Source organism: Winogradskyella sp. HaHa_3_26 (genome assembly GCF_019278425.1).
Classification (GTDB): Bacteria; Bacteroidota; Bacteroidia; order Flavobacteriales; family Flavobacteriaceae; genus Winogradskyella; species Winogradskyella undariae.
On record NZ_CP058981.1, the window covers coordinates 830,864 to 850,696 of the forward strand.

General features: G+C 31.8%; 17 protein-coding genes and 1 other RNA gene. 12 read left to right on the forward strand and 6 right to left on the reverse strand.

What is annotated here, in order from left to right; translation table 11 throughout:
• Positions 1–39 precede the first annotated feature (39 nt).
• Positions 40–4,008: a choice-of-anchor D domain-containing protein gene (locus H0I32_RS03640; protein ID WP_179314733.1), complete on the reverse strand. Its 3,969-nt coding sequence runs from the start codon at positions 4,006–4,008 to the stop codon at positions 40–42.
• A gap of 7 nt (positions 4,009–4,015) precedes the next feature.
• Positions 4,016–4,900, reverse strand: a complete 885-nt coding sequence (locus H0I32_RS03645; protein WP_179314734.1) for a tetratricopeptide repeat protein — start codon at positions 4,898–4,900, stop codon at positions 4,016–4,018.
• A 533-nt stretch (positions 4,901–5,433) separates the two neighbouring features.
• On the opposite strand from H0I32_RS03645, the gene ssrA reads away from it, so the two are divergent.
• The 4 genes from ssrA to H0I32_RS03665 all read left to right on the forward strand — a co-directional run bounded on the left by ssrA (position 5,434) and on the right by H0I32_RS03665 (position 8,759).
• Positions 5,434–5,827: a transfer-messenger RNA gene (ssrA, locus tag H0I32_RS03650) on the forward strand.
• A 308-nt stretch (positions 5,828–6,135) separates the two neighbouring features.
• Entirely contained in the window at positions 6,136–6,984 is an 849-nt protein-coding gene (locus tag H0I32_RS03655; protein WP_173589614.1) for a universal stress protein, read from the forward strand.
• A 38-nt stretch (positions 6,985–7,022) separates the two neighbouring features.
• Entirely contained in the window at positions 7,023–7,850 is an 828-nt protein-coding gene (locus tag H0I32_RS03660; RefSeq protein WP_173589615.1) for a universal stress protein, read from the forward strand.
• 69 nt (positions 7,851–7,919) lie between these two features.
• Entirely contained in the window at positions 7,920–8,759 is an 840-nt protein-coding gene (locus tag H0I32_RS03665) for a universal stress protein (protein ID WP_179314735.1), read from the forward strand.
• Between the two features lie 88 nt (positions 8,760–8,847).
• Here the strand turns inward: H0I32_RS03665 and H0I32_RS03670 are convergent, their stop codons facing one another.
• Entirely contained in the window at positions 8,848–9,276 is a 429-nt protein-coding gene (locus tag H0I32_RS03670; RefSeq protein ID WP_173589617.1) for a peptidylprolyl isomerase, read from the reverse strand.
• 235 nt (positions 9,277–9,511) lie between these two features.
• On the opposite strand from H0I32_RS03670, the gene msrB reads away from it, so the two are divergent.
• From msrB to H0I32_RS03685, 3 genes are all read left to right on the forward strand, one after another.
• A complete protein-coding gene (gene msrB / locus H0I32_RS03675) occupies positions 9,512–9,964 on the forward strand; it encodes a peptide-methionine (R)-S-oxide reductase MsrB (protein ID WP_173589618.1) in 453 nt (150 codons plus the stop codon).
• Positions 9,964–10,509 carry a peptide-methionine (S)-S-oxide reductase MsrA gene (msrA, locus tag H0I32_RS03680; protein WP_179314736.1) on the forward strand — a complete coding sequence of 182 codons (546 nt, stop codon included), beginning with the start codon at positions 9,964–9,966 and terminating at the stop codon, positions 10,507–10,509. The genes msrB and msrA overlap by 1 nt, the downstream gene beginning before the upstream one ends.
• A gap of 75 nt (positions 10,510–10,584) precedes the next feature.
• Positions 10,585–11,541, forward strand: coding sequence for an aldo/keto reductase (locus H0I32_RS03685; protein ID WP_179314737.1), 957 nt, complete (start codon positions 10,585–10,587; stop codon positions 11,539–11,541).
• A 3-nt stretch (positions 11,542–11,544) separates the two neighbouring features.
• On the opposite strand, the gene H0I32_RS03690 is transcribed toward H0I32_RS03685, so the two are convergent.
• From H0I32_RS03690 to H0I32_RS03700, 3 genes are all read right to left on the reverse strand, one after another.
• Positions 11,545–13,950, reverse strand: coding sequence for a protein-disulfide reductase DsbD family protein (locus H0I32_RS03690; protein ID WP_179314738.1), 2,406 nt, complete (start codon positions 13,948–13,950; stop codon positions 11,545–11,547).
• Between the two features lie 143 nt (positions 13,951–14,093).
• Positions 14,094–14,498, reverse strand: coding sequence for a rhodanese-like domain-containing protein (locus tag H0I32_RS03695; RefSeq protein WP_173589622.1), 405 nt, complete (start codon positions 14,496–14,498; stop codon positions 14,094–14,096).
• Positions 14,499–14,508: 10 nt separating this feature from the next.
• Positions 14,509–14,826, reverse strand: coding sequence for a rhodanese-like domain-containing protein (locus H0I32_RS03700; protein WP_173589623.1), 318 nt, complete (start codon positions 14,824–14,826; stop codon positions 14,509–14,511).
• Positions 14,827–15,102: 276 nt separating this feature from the next.
• Between H0I32_RS03700 and H0I32_RS03705 the strand changes: the two genes are divergently transcribed.
• From H0I32_RS03705 to trpD, 5 genes are all read left to right on the forward strand, one after another.
• Positions 15,103–15,561 (forward strand): MarR family winged helix-turn-helix transcriptional regulator, encoded by a 459-nt coding sequence (locus H0I32_RS03705; RefSeq protein WP_173589624.1) that lies wholly within the window; start codon positions 15,103–15,105, stop codon positions 15,559–15,561.
• Between the two features lie 2 nt (positions 15,562–15,563).
• Positions 15,564–16,133: a YceI family protein gene (locus tag H0I32_RS03710; protein WP_179314739.1), complete on the forward strand. Its 570-nt coding sequence runs from the start codon at positions 15,564–15,566 to the stop codon at positions 16,131–16,133.
• A 280-nt stretch (positions 16,134–16,413) separates the two neighbouring features.
• Positions 16,414–17,814: an anthranilate synthase component I family protein gene (locus H0I32_RS03715; RefSeq protein WP_179314740.1), complete on the forward strand. Its 1,401-nt coding sequence runs from the start codon at positions 16,414–16,416 to the stop codon at positions 17,812–17,814.
• A 1-nt stretch (position 17,815) separates the two neighbouring features.
• A complete protein-coding gene (locus tag H0I32_RS03720; RefSeq protein ID WP_179314741.1) occupies positions 17,816–18,382 on the forward strand; it encodes an anthranilate synthase component II in 567 nt (188 codons plus the stop codon).
• Positions 18,383–18,467: 85 nt separating this feature from the next.
• Entirely contained in the window at positions 18,468–19,463 is a 996-nt protein-coding gene (gene trpD / locus H0I32_RS03725) for an anthranilate phosphoribosyltransferase (protein WP_179314742.1), read from the forward strand.
• Positions 19,464–19,833: the final 370 nt, after the last annotated feature.

Consider the following 19,833-nt stretch of genomic DNA (forward strand, 5'->3'; position numbering starts at 1 on the left):
CATTGTGTTGAGGTTTAATAAATAATTTAGTTAGGTAAATTATTCAATAATTATAGACTTGTAATACGTATTCTTATCTGTAGCAATTTCAATAACATACATTCCTGTTGCCATATTACTTACATTGATAGTTTCGTTATCACTTTCCTTAACTAACTTTCCTGTGCTGTTATAAAATTTAACATTTGTAACATGCTCATTAAGGTTTACTTTAATATTAAGTAAATCGTTAGCTGGTACAGGGAAAACTTTTATCGTTTTCTCTACTGTTTCGTTATCATCAACACTAAGTGTTACACCTGTTTTACTGATGGTAAAATAATCATCAATAGCACCAGTATCTCTTACAAACTTAACCGTTAAGTTTTGTCCACCATTACCATCACTTTCAATTTCCATCACACAAGATCCAAGTTGATTTAAAGATAAAAACATGGCTTCATGATCTAAATCTCCTCCTGATATTTGTCCTGATGAACCTGCAGTAATATAAACAGCTCCTTCTGTTGCATCGCTAGTTTTTTGGTATGCACCATCGCCATCAACTTTACCATCTCCATCTCCTGTTGCTCCAACAATATGACCTCCATTAGTTATATTATCGATGTTAAAAGTGTTTGCAAATCCTTGATGCCCATTGATAAAGTAAGAACGCTCATAAGAATGACTATGCCCATTTAATACTAAATCTACACCGTTAGCTTCTAATACTGGCATAAAATTTTCTCTCATTTCAATCAATCTATCTTCCCAATCCGAATCGTGAGATCCTTTAGAATATGCTGGGTGATGAAATAAAGTGACGATCCAATCTTGTGTTGTATTCTGAATATCATTTTGAGCCCAAAGGTATTGGCTACCTCCTACTTCTCTACCTGATTGATGAGAGTCTAATACTATAAAGTGAATATTTGCATAATCGAAAGAATAATAAGCTTCCGTCCCTGATGCAACTCCACCAGCTTCAGCAGCCGTTGGAAAAGTAAATATGTCATAATAAGGACCAGACTGAGTTTCTAAATCTGAAGTAAAACCATCATGGTTTCCTAAACAAGACCAAGCTACGGCCTTTTTCAACATGTCGTCATACACATTAAAGAAATAACTTTGGTGCTGTGCATCAGTACCATTACTGTAAGCATTATCTCCTAAAAACAACATCATATCCGTTTGACCTGTATTTGTTTCTACTGTAGAAACGTAATTGTAATAAGCATCTCTAACATTTCTTTGATTAACACTTCCTGTTCCAGGATCTCCTAAAATCCATGCTCTTACAAATTGATCTGTTCCTGCAACTGGTGCTGTTTTAATGAACATATCTCCAGTTTCGCTTTGTGCAAGTACTTCATCGGCATTACCTATATTATAGTAATATGTAGTGTTTGGATCTAACCCCGTTAAAGTCACTTCATGTTCCGTAGTTAATTCTGAATTAGAAACTACTGAAGTTAACATATCTAAAGCTGTTCCGTATTTAACCGCAGATTGCGTTTCTACTGCTGTTCTCCATTTTACAACCACACTTGTAGGTGTTCCACTTTGTAAATAAGGGCCTCTTTCTACTTCAATAGTTGGTGCAATAGATGTGCTAGGTGTTAGTTTAAAATTAAAACTAATATCTCCACTATTTACACTACTCTGGTGAATTTCTACGGCTATAATATTAACTCCTTCAACTAACGGGAAAGAATTTACATTTTGTGTATTCCAAAAATCTTCATCAGACCCACTAATTCCTGTGATTGCCTCATCATCGAATGCTATAGCTCCTTCAGTTGGCATGTTATTTCTCCAAACCTCAACATTGTTTACATAAACTACAATACCATCATCTCTAACAGCTTCTAAATCTAAACTATTATACATTCCTATATTTTCCATATCAATGTACTTTCTAAAATAGGTTGTAACAGGTCTTGGTGTAGCAGGCACTCCTAAATCGGTAACTTCATCTCCATCTCCGTAACCAATTTCCGTAGCTGCTTCTTCCCAATTACTTTGGTCAAACGTTAAGGTTCTCCATGCTGTACCTTGATCGCTAGCATCATTTAAGTAGAACCAATCATCACCAGCCATAATTGTAGCAGGGAAAGAAGCCTCTTCTCCTTCACCTTGCACATTAAATGTGAATGGATTTTCATCCGTATCATTACTCTCTATAGTGATAGTAGCTGTAGATGAAGCTGAACTTGTAGGTATAAAAGTGATATTAAAAGTTGAAGACATTCCGCCATTAATAGTTGACTCTGAATTAGTAATCACAAACTCTGGGTTGTCACTAATTATAGAAGCTATTGTAATTACACTATTTCCTGTATTTGCTATGGTATAAGTTTTTGTTGTTCCTATAGAAATAAAAGTAGGGCCAAAATCTGTATGATCTAAAACATCTGGTGTCGTATCTCCATTAGAAATTAATGTTCCATTCCCTAAAACATCTAAATCGATAACAGCCGTTTCACCAGTAGCTTGTAAACTAAACGTATAAGGATTTTCATCGGCATCATCACTAGCAACTGAAATCATTGCCGTATTAGTTACTGATGCAGTTGGTGCATATTGCACTACAAAATCTAAACTTCCGCCAGCACTTACAATAGAAGAACTTGGTTGTGTAAGAATAGTAAACTCAGCATCACCAGTTATAGAAACTAATGGTGAACCTATTAAGTTTAAATCTTGCTCCCCTAAATTTGTAATAGAAAACGTTCTGGTTAATGTTTCATTAATTCCTGTGTTTTCAAATTGTGTAAAATCTGAAAGATCTGGTGTTGTATCTCCATTTTCAATAGAAATAGAGTTTCCTGTAATATCGATTTCAACTGGTGGTGTTTCATATTCAATATGTAACAAAACTGATGCACTAGAAGCTTCTCTGTAAGCTCCATCAGATCTCGAAACTCCTGTAAACATAAATGCCATACTATTCCCTGGTTCCCAACCACTTCTTGCTGTAATTTCAGAAAGAATAGCACTGATATCTGGTGTTCTCTGCGCTGTTGAAGCTTGACCTATTTGCCCTACCCAACTCGCTATAGCCCAATCTACATTTGCTGTAGTTGCTGTTCTGGTTGAAAGGCCAAAATTACCATTAGATCCAAGCACAGAAGCATCGTCACTATTATCTCCTGTAACATTTACAGTGACATCTCCATTTCCGTTTTCATCCACTTCAAACTGAACATAAGCATTGGTTACCACAGCATTTTGTGGAAGATTAATATTTTCAAAACGGACCCCTACAACTTGTTCTGTAGTTCCATCATAATATAATTCTAAATCGGAACTAATAGTACTTACAAAACCGCTACCGCTAAACGCTTCTTCAGCCGTACCATCATCTTCATTAGCTGTAATATTTACTGTAGAAATAACAACGTCTGAAGGCTCAGCTGTGTATTCAATATGTAATGAAGGTGTGCCTCCTGAATTATTTTCAGCTTCTCTCCAAGCACCATCAGATCTTGAAACTCCTGTAAATTTAAAAACCATGCTATTTCCTTCTGCCCAACCACTTCTTGAGGTAATTTCTGAAAGTATAGCACTAATATCTGGTGTTCTTTGATCTGTTGATGCTTGACCAATTTGTCCATCCCAACTTGCAATAGCCCAATCTACGTTTGCTGTTGTAGAGGGTCTTGAAGAAACACCATAAGCTGCATTACCAACAAAACTTGATGCATTATCTGTATCATCGCCTGTTACATTTACAGTAACATCTCCTGCGCCATTTTCATCTACTTGAAATTGAATGTATGCATTAGTAATAACTGCGTTTTGAGGAAGTCCTATGTTTTGAAAATAAAGACCAACGACTTGTTCATCCGTTCCGTCGTGGTATAATTCTAAATCCGAACTGCCTGTATAGACTTCACCACTACCACTAAAATTTTCTTCAGCAGAACCCGCACTCCCATTAATGGGAATATCTACCGATACGGTTTGAGAAAATGAATACGCCGTAACTAGCAGCATCATTAACATAAAAGTACTTTTCTTAATCATAATTTTTTCAGTTATTAATTGTGTTTTCTAAATCTTGTATTTTGACTTCTAATTCTGTAATCGATTTCATTTTTTTAAACTTGTTATCCAATTGATCTATAGCAATCGTTGCTTGTTTTAGAGCAATATTGGCTTCGTTAGATCTATCTAATTGGGCTAAATAATTGGCTTTTTTATAGTACCAAAACTCTTTTCTTTTGTATTCTAAAATGAAATAATCATATTGTTTTAAAGCTTCCTCTATTTGATGATCTGCCTTGAAATAGTCTAGTTTTTTAAGTTGAAGAGCTAGCGTATTTGAACCTAGCTTCTTTAAACCTAATTCTATAACCTCTAAGGCTACTTTATAATTTTCATTATTTTCGGCTAGAATTATGTCTGTATATTCTAAAATATCCTCTGGTCTTAAATCAACCATATGCTCCATAACATATTTATAGGCACTTAAGGATTTCTGGTAAGATTTTAAATGAAACAATATTTGTGCTTCAAGCTTTTTAGCTTTTACATCCGTAGGTGTAATATCTAAATAAGAAGTTATGTTTTGTAAAGCTTTTGGATAATCTTCAGATAGATAATTAAGTTCAGAAATTCGGTATTGTAATGCATTATCAGTATTTCCTAAAGTTTTAGATTTTAAATAATCTTCCATTGCTTTTGGATATTCAACATGCTGTTGATATAACAATCCTCTTTCGTAATACAGTTTAAAATTGTTTGGACTTTCTGAAATTTGGTGTGTCTTTATTGCTATTTGTTTTGTTAAATCTCCGTGAGCAGATGCTTTTGTAGACAAGCTTATAAATACAACAATAGATAGTATAATTTTGAATAAAAATACACTTAGAAAAGCACTCTGATTTAAGAGTAAAGTATGCAATTTTATTTTCATGAGAACACTTATTTTTAATTCGAAACAAATGTAGAAATTCTAACAAAACATCGTCTTCCTGCATTAAATTGAGACCCCACTGAAAAGCACAAAACATCGTTAAAGTGCGTTTTTTAGTTTTTTACATTTTATCAAAAACCTAACAAACAACAACTTAACACACCTTATTAAGATTACTTTAAATGATCACCAAGGCATTGTTAATAATGTATTCTAATTGTTAAGGAGTGATTTTTGAAATAAAAAAAGCAGACTATAAGCCTCTGACTTGAAGCGTAAAAACAAACAAAAAAGTAAATGAAAATTTGCTGTATTTTAAGTCTAAAAACTTTATATAGAACGTAGGTAATTCAACACAAATCTTAGGTTAAAATGTAAAAAAGAGTGCCAATTTGGGATGTTATAAGCTGACAATGTTAGTTAAGAAGTTTATAAAATGGATTTGGTATAGCTTTTGCGTTAGTATTTTTAGTAAATTTGCAGCCCTTGAAACTTTATTATCTGTTTCTTGGAAATTACTATTCTATTAAATTGGGGTCGACTGGTTTTGACAGCGAGATTAATTAGATTGTAAGCACGTCGTGTAATGGCATTGATACACGTAAAAGGCTAGACCAAATTTTAAACGGCGAGAATAACTACGCTTTAGCTGCATAATCTGAATTACAGTAAGATTAAGCCTCGTCCTACTAGGTAGGAGTGCTAAATGTCTCGAGAAAGCCTTAGTTAATGGCGTTCTTTATTAGGCATCGTAAAAATTGACTTAGATTAGGTAGTGCTTCGATACCTTTTCGAGATTAAGAAGCTAAGCTAAAAGTGGGTTGTCTTTAACCAGCTTCAAGTCGAAAACCTAAGAAAAGAATAAACGTGTAGAAAGCCTTTTGGTTACTTGTTTGGACGAGAGTTCGATTCTCTCCGACTCCACTATTAAAAACCCCTTATGTCTAAAAAGACATAAGGGGTTTATTTTTTCAGACAAAAACCTATTCTTAAGCATCCACTTCTTTAGTTTCTTCAAAATTATTTACCCTTCAAAAAAATAAGAGTATCGCTTACCTTTTTTTTTCGAGTTTAAAACAATGATTAACTAAAGTTTCATCTCCTTTAATTGTTTAACAATTTCTACTCAATTGAATAACAACACAAAAAGTTTACTTCATTTTTCTACTGACATATATCATAGATTAAAATAAATTTATTTCGTAAATTTATATTCATAAATAAAAGCTAAGATCATGTTATCCATACTTTTACCAACAGACTTCTCTAAAAATTCTATAAATGCTATTAAGTATGCCTTAGAGTTTTTTAAGTATCAAAAAGTTGAATTTACTTTAATGCATGCTTATAGAAATGAGTTTTATGATCATGATGAATTGGTATCTCGTGAAGTCTTTGAAAATGTATTGAATAAGGTAAAAACCTCATCTCTAAACAACTTAGCTAAATTATTAAATGAGATTCAAAAAATTGCTCCAAATCCAAAGTATACCTACAGAAGCATTTCTGCTTATAGCACTCTTGTAGAAGAAGCAAATACCATAGCTAATGAACAAAATATAGATTTAATAGTCATGGGAACAAAAGGTAAATCTAACGCACGTAATATTGTATTTGGAAGTCAGACATTTCAGGTTTTAAAATATGTACAATGTCCGGTTTTAGCTATTCCTTCAGATTATACAAATACACAACCCAAGAAAATTTTATTTCCAACAAATTTTCTTATTCCGTATAAAAGACGTGAATTAAAATTGTTATCAATTTTAGCAAAATCATACCGAAGTAAAATTGATGTTATGTACATTAGCACAAGCAATAAGTTATCAATAAGACAAGAAGATAATAGAGATTTTATAAAAGACACATTATCACCAAATAAAGTGAATTTCAATATTAAAAACAGTAAAAAAGTTGCCGTTACGATTAGCAATCACATTGAACAAAATGATATTGATCTCATCACTATGATAAATACACAACATTCTTTTTTAGAAGATATGCTATTTCCTTCTACTATAGATAAGGTAAGTCTTGGTTTAAAAATTCCACTGTTAGCTTTTCAGAATACCGTTAGAAATTAATTTAAAATAAACACAAAATATAAAACAACAGAATTACAATGTCAAAAAATATTCTTTTACCAACAGATTTTTCAGATAATGCCTGGAGTGCTGCTGTATATGCAATGAAGCTATATAAGAATGAAGAATGTACATTTCATTTTTTACATTCTTCTAAAATGAAGGTCTCTGCAATGTCTAGTATGTCTAATAAGCTGATACGAGTAATGGCAGAAAATGCAGAGAGAGATTTAGCTGAATTAAAATCTTTGGCAGAAAAAAATAAGATTAATGAAAATCATTCTTTTAAAGTTATTTCAAATGCAAATGATTTAGAACACGCTATTGAAGTCATTATTCTAAAAGAAAAAATCGATCTCATTATTATTGGTACACGAGGAGCTGGTATGGCCAAAGAAATTATTTTTGGTAGTAACACAGTTAACATTATTAAACAGATTAAAAACTGTCCTGTTTTAGTTATTCCTAAAGATTATGAATTTGAAACTCTGGAGCAAATTGCTTTTCCTACGGATTTTAATCGTGCCTATGGAGATGAGTTATTACCATTAAAGCAGTTAACTAATCTTTATAATTCTAAAATTAGAATTATGCATATTAATAAAGAGGATAATATTTCTGAAACTCAAAAACAAAATTTAGCATTACTAAGTACATATTTAGATCATTACGATTACAATTTTCATTGGTTAACCGATTATGACACAAAAGAAAAAGTGATAACCGATTTTATTAAAGAACTAAAGATTAACATCTTGGTAATGATTAATTATAAACATAGTTTTATGGAAAACATTATTAAAGAACCCATTATAAAAAACATAGGTTTTCATCCTACAATTCCTTTTTTAGTGATTCCACGTTAAACTGATATAAATCATTTCTACCACAACAGTTAATTATTAATTTTGTTTATACAAAGGATTTAAAACATTATGAGACATCATATATTATTACCAACAGATTTTTCAGATAATTCATGGAGCGCCATACTTTATGCATTAAAATTATATGCAAATGAATCTTGTACATTTCACTTTTTACACTCTTGGTCTTTTACAAATAATACATCTAGGACATATATAACTTCAAGCTTTATAGATTTACAAAAAGAAGAAGCTAAAAATAACCTTGTTGAATTAAAAGAAAAAGCTAAAGCTGAAAGCAAAAATTCTGAGCATACTTTTGAGACGATCTATAGTATAGAATCTTTATCAACTATAATTGAAGACACAATTAAAGAACGTAACATTAGTTTAGTAATTATGGCTACTAAAGGTGCTACTGGTGCTAAAGAATTTATCTTTGGTAGTAACACTGTTAATATCATAAACAAAATAAGACTTTGCCCTGTTTTAGTTGTACCTGATGCGTATAATTTTGTAAAACCAGAACAGATTGCATTTCCAACTGATTTTAATAGATTTTATGGAGATGAATTAATGCCTTTAATGGAATTAACCAAATTATATAATTCAAAAATAAAAGTTGTGCATATTAACACGAAAGAAACTTTAACAGAGAAACAAAATTATAATTTATCAATGTTAAAAGTATATCTTGAAGATTATCCAAGTAGCATTGATTGGGCTCCTAACTTTGGCTCTAAAGAACAAATTATAAAAGACTATGTTAAAGATCATAACATTAATATTTTAGCCATGGTAAATTACAAACATAGCTTTATTGAAAATGTTATGAATGAACCCGTGATTCAGAAAATAGGATTTCATCCGGTAATACCATTTCTAGTAATACCTGAATTGAAATCATAAAATTATATTATATACAACAATCTCTTAAATCGAAAAGACCTGTAAAACTTAATTTACAGGTCTTTTTATATTTTAAAATAGCAGATGCTTATTTAATCTCAACTAATTCAAGATCAAAAACTAATGCTTGTCCTGCTAAAGGGTGATTTCCATCAACGATAACGTGATCTTCGTTTACCTCAACAATTCTAAATTGGTGCTCGTTTCCTTGCTCATCTCTAGACGCTAAACCTAAACCAATTTCCGGCTTAATTTCAGCAGGTAATTGTGCTTTTTCAACTTTATGAAATAATTCTTTTCTTACATCACCATAAGCTTCTTCCATTGGGATGTCTACAGTTTTTTTATCACTCACTTTCATATCGATAACAGCTTTTTCAAAACCAGGAATCAACATGCCTTGTCCTAATGTAAATTCTAAAGGCTCACGCTCTAAAGAACTATCAAAAACTTGACCTGTTTTTAATTTTCCTGTATAATGTACTTTTACCGTATCATTTTCTTTTACTTGACTCATAAATTTCTTGTTTTCATTATAATGAATCGCAAAATTATTGTTTCTAATAGAGAATAAAGAATGATACGCGGGTTTTTCTCTTTAATTTAGAAAAACTTAACGTCAATTTATCATTTAGACTCGTAATTTACCTCAAGTAGATCGACTAATCATTACTCACATTAAAATCGTAAGAAATTAAGAAACATTTCGACTATCTTTATGTTCACTAATTTAAAAGAAAGAACTCATATATATGCTAACTTGGAAAGACATTATTAACTTTTCTGTAAAAGGAAATCCAACTCCAAACCGCCGTGTTGAAAAAACAGAAGCAGAATGGATGGCACAATTAACAAGAGAACAATACCGAATTACAAGACAAAAAGGAACAGAACGTGCACATAGCGGTGACCTTTGCACAGCTTATGATGAAGGTCAATACAATTGCATTTGCTGTAATACACCATTATTCGATTCGACTATAAAATTTAGCTCCGGTACAGGTTGGCCTAGCTTTACACAACCCATAAGAGAAAATGCTATTAAATACGAAAAAGACACCGCTTTTGGGATGGTACGTGTAGAGGTTATGTGTAATACCTGCGATTCGCATTTAGGACACGTTTTCCCTGATGGCCCAGAACCTAGTGGATTGCGTTATTGCGTAAATTCAGAATCAATGATTTTAGATACAGAGACTACCTAATGAGTACAAAGAATTTACAAATAGCGACTGTTGGCGGTGGCTGCTTTTGGTGTACAGAAGCCGTATTTGAAGAAGTAAGAGGTGTAGAACAAGTCCTTTCTGGTTATTCTGGAGGAACTGTTCCTGGAAGACCAACGTATAGAGAAATTTGCTCTGGTTTAACAGGCCATGCAGAAGTTGTTCAAATTACATTTGACGCTAATGTTATTAGCTATGAAGATATTTTAGTCATCTTTATGACCACCCACGATCCAACAACATTAAATAGACAAGGTGGTGATAGAGGAACACAATACCGTTCTGTAATTTATTATCATGATGACGCACAGCAAAAGATTGCCGAAATAGTACTTAAAGAACTTGCACAATACTACCAAGATCCTATTGTAACAGAGTTATCTGCAGCTCCAACATTTTATGAAGCAGAACAGGAGCATCAAGATTTTTATAAGAATAATCCCGAGTATGGTTATTGTGGTTTTGTAATTGACCCTAAATTAGCGAAGCTTAGAAAATTACATTCCGATAAATTAAAAACAGCTTAATAGATCCTAATTTTAAATAGTATCGCTGTCTTATCTGTTTAAAAATTTTTAAATTTACTCCAGATACATAAGAAAATGAGCAGTACAAAAATAGGATTAGGCTTAGCAGCTTTAGGAAGACCAGATTATCTAAATATTAGACCAGATTCTAATATTGATAAATCTGTTGCAACCTTTAGAAATACAGCTTTTAAAGTTTTAGATGAAGCTTACCAACTTGGAATTAGAGATTTTGATGTTGCTCCTTCTTATGGTTTAGGTGAAGAGTTTTTACAAAATTGGAATGACTCTCGTGGTTATAAAGACGTCTGCTTATCTACAAAATTCGGTTATACTTATGTTGCTAATTGGGAAATTGGGTTTTCTGGCAAACATGAAATTAAAGAACATTCTATTGAAAAATTGAATGAACAATGGGAAGTATCTAAAGCCCTACTACCTAATTTAAAAATCTATCAAATACATTCTGCAACACTAGATAGCGGTGTTTTAACCAACAACGCTGTACTCTCTAGATTAAATGAATTAAAACAAGAATATCAACTCGAAATCGGAATTTCTTCAAGTGGAACAGAACAAGTAAAAATTATAGAAGAAGCCCGAAAAATTGAGTTTAATGGAGAAGCTTTATTTAACAGCTACCAAGTAACGTTCAACATATTTGAACAATCTACTTTTCAGATTTTAAAAGAATTAATCAACGAAGGCAAAACTGTAATTATTAAAGAAGGATTAGCAAACGGTCGTATCTTTAAGTATGATAAATTTAAAGCCTATGATAAAGCTTATAATTATTTAGAAACACTTTCAAATAAATATAATGCTGGTAATGATGCTATTGCACTTCGATTTATCATGGATTATTTAGAACCTAAAGTCGTATTGAGTGGCGCTTCAAATTCTATTCAATTAGAACAAAACTTAAAAGCTTCAAATTTTGTTCTAACCGAAGATGAAATCACAACATTAAAATCATTTGCAGTATCTAAAGATCATTACTGGAATGAGCGCAGCGATTTAGAATGGAATTAATCTTTATTTTTTAAAACTTTTAATTCCTTCTTTCAACCATGAATCATATTCTTCAATGTCTGGCGTATAAGCAACAGGTTCAATAAGTGTATCTTCATTATGATCCATTAACACATAATAAGGCTGTGTATTGGTTTTGTATTTTATAGTTTGAAACTCACTCCACATCTGTCCTTTATTTTTAAGCTTTTTACCAGGTCTTAATTTAGAATCGGGTGCTTCACCTTCCGGAAAATCAATTTGCTCATCAACATATAGAGAAATAAGTACAATATCGTTTTTAAGTCTCGCTAATACATTTGGATCTACCCAAACATTTTGTTCCATTTTACGACAATTAACACAAGCCCAACCTGTGAAATCTAACATTACAGGCTTTCCTACTTTTTTAGCATAAGCCAAACCTGTTTCGTAATCATTAAACGCTAAAATATCGTGTGGTGCTAATAAATGTGCGCCTTCTGGAATATCTGTAATACTTGCTACTGCTCCACCTTTTGAGTTTCCTACACCGTAAGGAGATTCGCTATAATCTAATGGAGGAGGAAATGCACTTATAATTTTTAAAGGCGCTCCCCAAAGTCCAGGGATCATATAAATGGTAAACGTCAAGGTTAGTAAACCAAATAATAATCTACCAACAGAGATATGTTTTAAAGGTGAATCGTGTGGTAATTGAATCTTCCCAAAAAGATAAAGAGATAACGTTCCAAAAACAGCAATCCAAATTGCAATAAATACTTCTCGCTCTAAGAAATGATATTGTAAAACTAAATCTGCTTGTGATAAGAATTTAAATGCAAGTGCTAATTCTAAAAATCCTAAAACAACTTTTACTGTATTTAACCAACCACCAGATTTTGGTAATGTATTTAACCATCCTGGGAATGCTGCAAATAAAGCAAATGGTAATGCTATTGCTGTAGAAAACCCCAACATACCAATTACTGGTGCAATACCTCCTTTAGATGCTGCTTCGACTAAAATAGTACCTACAATTGGTCCTGTACAAGAAAACGAAACAATCGCTAAAGCTAAAGCCATAAAAAAGATACCGACTAGCCCGCCTCTATCAGCTTGTCTGTCGGCTTTATTGGCCCAAGAATTAGGTAAAACAATCTCGAAAGCTCCTAAAAATGAGATAGCAAAAACAACTAATAATAAAAAGAATATCAAATTAAACCACACATTGGTTGCTAAAGCATTTAAAGCATCGGCTCCAAAGATGGCTGTAATTATAGTTCCTAATAAAACATAGATGATAATAATTGATAATCCGTAGATAATTGCATTTCGGATTCCTTTTGCTTTAGATTGACTTTGTTTAATAAAGAAACTTACCGTCATTGGAATCATAGGAAACACACAAGGCGTTAATAAAGCTACAAATCCTGAAAAGAAAGCGATGATAAAAATAGACCACAAACCTTCGCTTGATTCATCTTCTTCTGAATCTGCTGTATCTTTTACATCTGAAGTAGCTGCAACAGTATTGGTTAAATCGTATTCTAAATCTACATAAGTTGGAGCTAAACAACGCTCATCGTCGCAAGCCATAAAACCAACTTCTCCTGTAATTGATGTAATATCTTTATTAGTAAGCTTTACTTTTTGTCTAAACTCAGTCTTCTCTTTAAAGTATTTAATCTTCATTTCAAAGACCTTATCCATACTTTCTTTTCCGTCTTCTTCAATAGTAGTTCCTATAAACTCAACACCTTCTTTTGATGGATATTCAAAACTTGTTGGAATTGGCCCACCATCTGCAACATTTTGAGAATAGAGCTTCCAGCCTTTATCTACAGTTGCAGTAGAGACCAAGACAAATTCGGTAGCGTTTATTTTTTCAACAGAAGTACTCCATTTAACAGGTTCTAAAATTTTATTTTGTTCTCCACCTCCAAAACCCAATGATAATGGTGCTGATTCTGATTTAGCACCTTCTACCGCTTCAGCTTCATTAAGATTAAACTTAAGATCAACATAAGTTGGTGGTAAACATTTTTCGTCATCGCAAACCATGAATTCTACTTCACCTTCAACAAGTGACAATTCATTATTTAAAACTTTAATACGCTGTTTAAATACTGCTTTATCTCCAAAAAATTTAATTCTCATTTCAAAAACAGGATCATCAACAGTTACACCTTCATCTTCCGAAGTATCGCCAACCAACTCAAAGTTTTTAGTTCTTGTAAATGAAAACCCCGTAGGTATAGGACCGTTTTCTGGTACATTTTGAGAGTATAAATGCCAACCTGAATCGATTGTTGCTATGGCTATAAGATTATACTCTGTATCAGATATTTTTTCTGTTTTAGTTTCCCATTTTACAGGATCGAAAACCTGTGAAAATAAGTTGAATGAAAATGCCAATAGACAGAAGAAAAGTAATTTTTTAATATTCATGATGATGAGTTGATTTGCAAATGTAGCAGATGTATTTCTTCTTACATTTAAAAAAGGTCTAATTTATAAAAATCTTAAGAATATTTGAATAGAATTCATGGTATAAAAAAAAACGAACATTAAGTTCGTTTTTTTAATTATGATTATTGTTCAATTTCTATTTCATCGGAATGTCTCCATTTCGAAATTCCGCCTTCTAAATCGTATATTTTTTTAAATCCGGCTTTCTTCATCTTCTTAGCACATTTAGCACTACGCCTTCCTGACTTACAATAAAGTATTACAGGTTCATTTTTATCTAACTTTGTAATGTCTTCATCAAAAGTAGGAGACATAAAATCTATATTCTGCGCACTAAAAATATGATCTTCTTTATATTCCTTTGGCGTTCGTACATCTATTAATTGAACGTTTTCTAGTTCTAAAATAGATTTCATTTCCGCAGCTGTTATTAACTTTATATCATCATCAGATAATGTAGTATCTAAACAACTGGTACTAACACCTAGTGTTAAAAACAAACAACATATTATAAATACTTTATTCATCCTATTCGTATTATTCATTGTAAACAACCTCTCCTTTCCACTCCATAAATCCTCCTAAAAGATTATATGCATTTTCTATTTCTAATTGATTCATAATATTGCAAGCTTGTCCACTTCGATTACCAGATCTACAATACACATAATAATTTTTAGTTTTATCTAATTGATCTACTTCAGAAACAAAGCCTTGACCTTTATAAATATCAATATGTATTGCATTAGGAATCATTCCGTCGTTTACTTCATCTTGGGTTCTAACATCTAAAACAACAGCATTATCGTCTGCTTCTAATTGTTTTGTCCATTCTTCTTGTGATAAATTAGCCATCTTTTTCTTTATTAATTTTTAACGAAATTAACATTTCCTTGTGATATAGACGAAAAAAAACTAGAAGTGTTACAATCCAAACTCATTTTTAACATATTGAAGAACAACACAAAGCAACATATAAGCTTAATCTATTAATATACAAACAATTAATTTTACTTAGTTCATTTTTATCACATGCTTCTTTTCAGCTAAAAAAGCATCCTATTAATTTTAACAAAAAATTAATCTTATATGATAACAAAATATATACATTTGTATATACAATTGTTGTATATGAAAGAATTAAGTGAAATTATAAAAACGAAATTAGAGATCCCTCTATCACAAGCAACTGTCGTAAATATATTTCAGACAACTTCTTGGATGAAAGACGATTTATTAATAGAATTAAAACCTTTTGATTTATCCTTAGAACAGTTTAATGTGCTTCGGATTTTAAGAGGCCAAAACGGAAATGCTATAAACTTACAAGATATACAAGAACGTATGGTAAGTAAAATGAGTAACACTACAAGACTAGTTGACAAATTGATTAAAAAGAAATTTGTAAAACGTAGTATTTGTAAAATCAATAGAAGAAAAGTTGAAATAATAATTACTGACCTTGGCTTAGAAACTCTAAAAATGGTTGACCCAATTATAGATACAAAAGAAAAAAAAATCACAAAAAAATTAACTCAAGAAGAGTTAACACAATTGAATACCCTTTTAATAAAATTAAAAAATAAATAATTATGAAAAACAGAAACTCAAAAATTGCTACGCTATTAATCTTAGCATTATCATTTATGTCTTACACAACAATAAAAGACAAAACCGTAAAAGTTAAAGAAAGTTCAGTAGTATGGAAAGGCTACAAAGTAGGTGGTGAACATACAGGAACTGTTAATTTAACTAGTGCCTCATTAGCTTTTGATGGTAAAACTTTAACAGGAGGTAATTTTGTTATAGATATGACATCATTAGGTAGTACTGATCTAGAAGGTGAATATAAAGGGAAATTAGATGGTCATTTAAAATCTGATGATTTCTTTGGCGTAGAAGAATTTCCAACAGCATCTCTTGAAATCACTTCTGTATCTGGAAAAGATGGAGATTATATTGTAAAGGCTAACATTACAATTAAAGGAGAAACTGAAGCTATTTCTTTTCCTATGATTGTTAAAGGTGACACGGCTACTGCAAGTTTAAAAATTGACAGAACAAAACATAATATTACTTACCAATCACCTTCAATTTTAGAAACGTTAAAAGACAAGGCTATTTATGACGAATTTGATTTAAACGTAACACTTAAGTTTTAATACTTTTAATTTAAGTAAGACTCAACTTTTGGTTCCTGTTTTGGTTAAAATTTACTAAATCAGGAATCTTTTTTTCTTAAAGTGTTTGAAATCTGAAAATTGATTTCTATATTTGAATATATTATGAAAATAAATACAAATCATACTTGGTGGTGGAATTTCTCAAACTTACGTTCGTGAAATAATCCTTGTTATGTAACAAATTATATAAAAAAAGGCTTGTCATTCACGACAAGCCTTTTTTTATTTTAAACAAATACTGAAAATAAATTCAGCAAAAATGAAAACATTTAGTTTACACACACATTATAAAAAAATCTTAGCAGATACCATTACACCTGTTAGTATCTATCTTAAAATTAGAGATAAATTCCCCAACAGTATTCTTTTAGAAAGTAGTGATTATCATGCCAGTGACAATAATTTCTCATATATATGCTGTAATCCTATTGCATCTATAAAAGTTGAAGGTGATATTATTTCGCAAACCTATCCGGACGGAAGCACTAAAAGTAATATTGTTGAAACAGTTGGTGTGGTTGAAGAAATTCACAAGTTTACACAACGTTTTAAGGTTGACTGTAAAGAAGAATTTAAGTTTATAAATAATGGAATCTTTGGTTACACCTCTTATGATGCTGTAAAGTATTTTGAAGATATAACAATTTCTAAGAAAGATAATTCTGTTTCTATTCCTGAAATATACTATGCTGTTTATCAAAACATCATTGCTATAGATCACAAAAAAAATGAGGCTTATATTTTTGCTAATTGTTTTCATAACGAAAATAATATTGACGATATTCTACAGCTAATTCAAACCAGACAATATGCTTCTTACAATTTTAAACCTAAAGGAGGTATTCAATCAAATTTAACTGATGAAGAATATAAAAAGAATGTAGAGCTTGCAAAAAAACACTGTGGCAGAGGTGATGTTTTTCAATTGGTACTCTCTAAACGATTTTCTCAAGAATTTATTGGAGATGAGTTCAATGTTTACAGAGCATTACGAAGTATTAACCCATCCCCTTATCTATTTTATTTCGATTACGGAAATTTCAAAATATTTGGAAGTTCACCAGAAGCACAACTAGTTGTCAGCAAAGGAAAAGCAGAGATTCACCCCATTGCAGGAACTTTTAAACGAAGTGGAAATGATCTTAAAGATGCGCAACTTGCTGAAGAGTTAATAAAAGACGATAAAGAAAACAGTGAACACGTTATGTTAGTTGACTTAGCCAGAAATGACCTAAGTAGAAACGGTAGCAATGTAACTGTAGAAAACTATAGAGAAGTACAATTTTTCTCGCATGTTATACACTTAGTAAGTAAAGTTACAGGAACAATTCATAAAAACACAGATACCATGCAAGTGGTTGCAGACACGTTTCCTGCAGGAACTTTAAGTGGAGCACCAAAGCACAAAGCCATGCAACTGATAGAAAAATATGAAAAAACCAGTAGAGGTTATTACGGCGGTGCCATAGGTTTTATGGATTTTAACGGCAATTTTAATCACGCCATTATGATTAGAACATTTTTAAGTCAAGACCATAAATTATTTTGGCAAGCAGGAGCAGGAATAGTTGCCAAATCTGAAGCCGAAAGTGAATTGCAAGAAGTATATAATAAGCTTGGTGCTTTAACAAAAGCGATAGAACAGGCAGAAGAAATTTAAGATGAAAAAAATATTAGTCATAGACAATTACGACAGTTTTACTTATAATCTCGTTCATTATTTAGAAGATTTAGACTGTGAAGTCACCGTTAAACGAAACGATAAATTAACCATCGAAGAAGTCGATGCTTTTGATAAAATTGTATTATCACCAGGACCAGGTATCCCAGACGAAGCTGGTTTATTAAAGCTAATTATAGAAACCTACGCGCCTACTAAAAGTATTTTAGGTGTGTGCTTAGGACAACAAGCCATAGCTGAAGTTTTTGGAGGTTCATTAGAAAACTTAGAAAATGTTTATCATGGTGTCGCTACCAATATTACACTTTCGGTTACTGATGAAACTTTATTTAATGACTTAAACAAAACCTTCGAAGTTGGCAGATATCACTCATGGGTTGTTAATAGTAATTTACCTGACGTTTTAGAAGCGACTTCTTTTGACGAAAACGGACAAATAATGTCGCTAAGACATAAAGTTTATGATGTAAAAGGCGTACAATATCATCCTGAATCAGTATTAACACCAGACGGAAAAAAGATTCTTGAGAATTGGGTGAACCAATAAACTTGAAGTAAAAATAATAAAGGAATAAGACAATATAAACAGATAACAGTTTAATTAAAGAACATCTGTTTTAGCAGGAATTAGAATGAAACAAATATTAAATAGACTCATCAACCAAGAAAACATCTCTAGTAAAGAAGCAAAAAACGTCTTGGTTAACATATCCGAAGGAAAATATAATCAAAGTCAAATTGCATCGTTCTTAACCGTTTATATGATGCGAAGTATTACCACCGATGAACTTCGTGGTTTTAGAGACGCACTTTTAGAATTATGTATTCCTGTAAATTTAGATAATTACGAGACCATTGATTTATGTGGAACTGGTGGTGATGGAAAAGATACTTTTAATATTTCAACCCTATCTTCTTTTGTAACTGCAGGAGCAGGAGTTCACGTTTCAAAACACGGAAATTACGGCGTATCATCAGCATGTGGTTCTTCAAATGTTATGGAATATTTAGGGATTAAATTCAGTAGTGATTCCGACTTTTTAAAACGAAGTATAGACGAAGCAGGAATCTGTATTTTACACGCCCCATTATTTCACCCAGCTATGAAAAATGTAGCACCAATTAGAAAAGAATTAGGTGTAAAAACATTCTTTAACATGTTAGGTCCAATGGTAAATCCGGCATTTCCAAAAAATCAAATGGTTGGTGTTTTTAATCTCGAATTATTAAGATTATACAGTTATTTATATCAAGAAACAGATAAAAACTATGCTATTGTCCATGCTTTAGATGGTTATGATGAAATTTCATTAACAGGAAAAACAAAAGTGATTTCTAATACATCTGAAGTTTTATTTGAACCTTCTTATCTAGGCCTTTCACAAATTCAACAATCTGAAATATTTGGAGGAAATAGCGTAAAAATGGCTGCCGAGATTTTTAAAAGTGTCATCAATAACGAAGGAACAGAAGCACAACATAAGGTCGTTTGTGCTAACGCAGGTTTAGCCATTGCAACAGCAAAACAAATCTCTCATAAAGAAGGTTTTGAACTTGCTAAAGAATCTCTCGTTAGTGGAAAAGCAAAACAGAGTTTAGATAAATTAATTGAATTGAGTAAGCAGTAAGCAGTAAGCAGTAAGCAGTAAGCAGTAAGCAGTAAGCAGTAAGCAGTAAGCAGTAAGCAGTAAGCAGTAAGCAGTAAGCAGTAAGCAGTAAGCAGTAAGCAGTAAGCAGTAAGCAGTAAGCAGTAAGCAGTAAGCAGTAAGCAGTAAGCAAAATTTAAAATACAACTTGGGAAGAAAATAAAATTAAGTTAAAATTAATGTCCCAAATTTCGACGCAGTCGGAAAACATCAAAATTCAGAAATAATGAACGAAAGAACGTAGATGCGTGGCGAAGCCTCAAGCACGAAGTTCTGAAAGTGAGTGATGCTTTAGCAATTTCCTAATTTTGATTGTGATTTTTTGGTTCGTTTTGTATCAAGACAAAATGAA

What these genes read in the sequence shown, in the direction of transcription:
- H0I32_RS03705 (WP_173589624.1), top strand. Translation starts at nt 15,103, where the DNA reads ATGAAAGAATTAAGTGAAATTATAAAAACGAAATTAGAGATCCCTCTA.
- H0I32_RS03685 (WP_179314737.1), top strand. Translation starts at nt 10,585, where the DNA reads ATGAGCAGTACAAAAATAGGATTAGGCTTAGCAGCTTTAGGAAGACCA.
- H0I32_RS03665 (WP_179314735.1), top strand. Translation starts at nt 7,920, where the DNA reads ATGAGACATCATATATTATTACCAACAGATTTTTCAGATAATTCATGG.
- H0I32_RS03640 (WP_179314733.1), bottom strand. Translation starts at nt 4,008, where the DNA reads ATGATTAAGAAAAGTACTTTTATGTTAATGATGCTGCTAGTTACGGCG.
- H0I32_RS03700 (WP_173589623.1), bottom strand. Translation starts at nt 14,826, where the DNA reads ATGGCTAATTTATCACAAGAAGAATGGACAAAACAATTAGAAGCAGAC.
- H0I32_RS03710 (WP_179314739.1), top strand. Translation starts at nt 15,564, where the DNA reads ATGAAAAACAGAAACTCAAAAATTGCTACGCTATTAATCTTAGCATTA.
- H0I32_RS03655 (WP_173589614.1), top strand. Translation starts at nt 6,136, where the DNA reads ATGTTATCCATACTTTTACCAACAGACTTCTCTAAAAATTCTATAAAT.
- H0I32_RS03660 (WP_173589615.1), top strand. Translation starts at nt 7,023, where the DNA reads ATGTCAAAAAATATTCTTTTACCAACAGATTTTTCAGATAATGCCTGG.
- trpD (WP_179314742.1), top strand. Translation starts at nt 18,468, where the DNA reads ATGAAACAAATATTAAATAGACTCATCAACCAAGAAAACATCTCTAGT.
- H0I32_RS03715 (WP_179314740.1), top strand. Translation starts at nt 16,414, where the DNA reads ATGAAAACATTTAGTTTACACACACATTATAAAAAAATCTTAGCAGAT.
- H0I32_RS03695 (WP_173589622.1), bottom strand. Translation starts at nt 14,498, where the DNA reads ATGAATAAAGTATTTATAATATGTTGTTTGTTTTTAACACTAGGTGTT.
- msrB (WP_173589618.1), top strand. Translation starts at nt 9,512, where the DNA reads ATGCTAACTTGGAAAGACATTATTAACTTTTCTGTAAAAGGAAATCCA.
- H0I32_RS03645 (WP_179314734.1), bottom strand. Translation starts at nt 4,900, where the DNA reads ATGAAAATAAAATTGCATACTTTACTCTTAAATCAGAGTGCTTTTCTA.
- H0I32_RS03670 (WP_173589617.1), bottom strand. Translation starts at nt 9,276, where the DNA reads ATGAGTCAAGTAAAAGAAAATGATACGGTAAAAGTACATTATACAGGA.
- H0I32_RS03690 (WP_179314738.1), bottom strand. Translation starts at nt 13,950, where the DNA reads ATGAATATTAAAAAATTACTTTTCTTCTGTCTATTGGCATTTTCATTC.
- msrA (WP_179314736.1), top strand. Translation starts at nt 9,964, where the DNA reads ATGAGTACAAAGAATTTACAAATAGCGACTGTTGGCGGTGGCTGCTTT.
- H0I32_RS03720 (WP_179314741.1), top strand. Translation starts at nt 17,816, where the DNA reads ATGAAAAAAATATTAGTCATAGACAATTACGACAGTTTTACTTATAAT.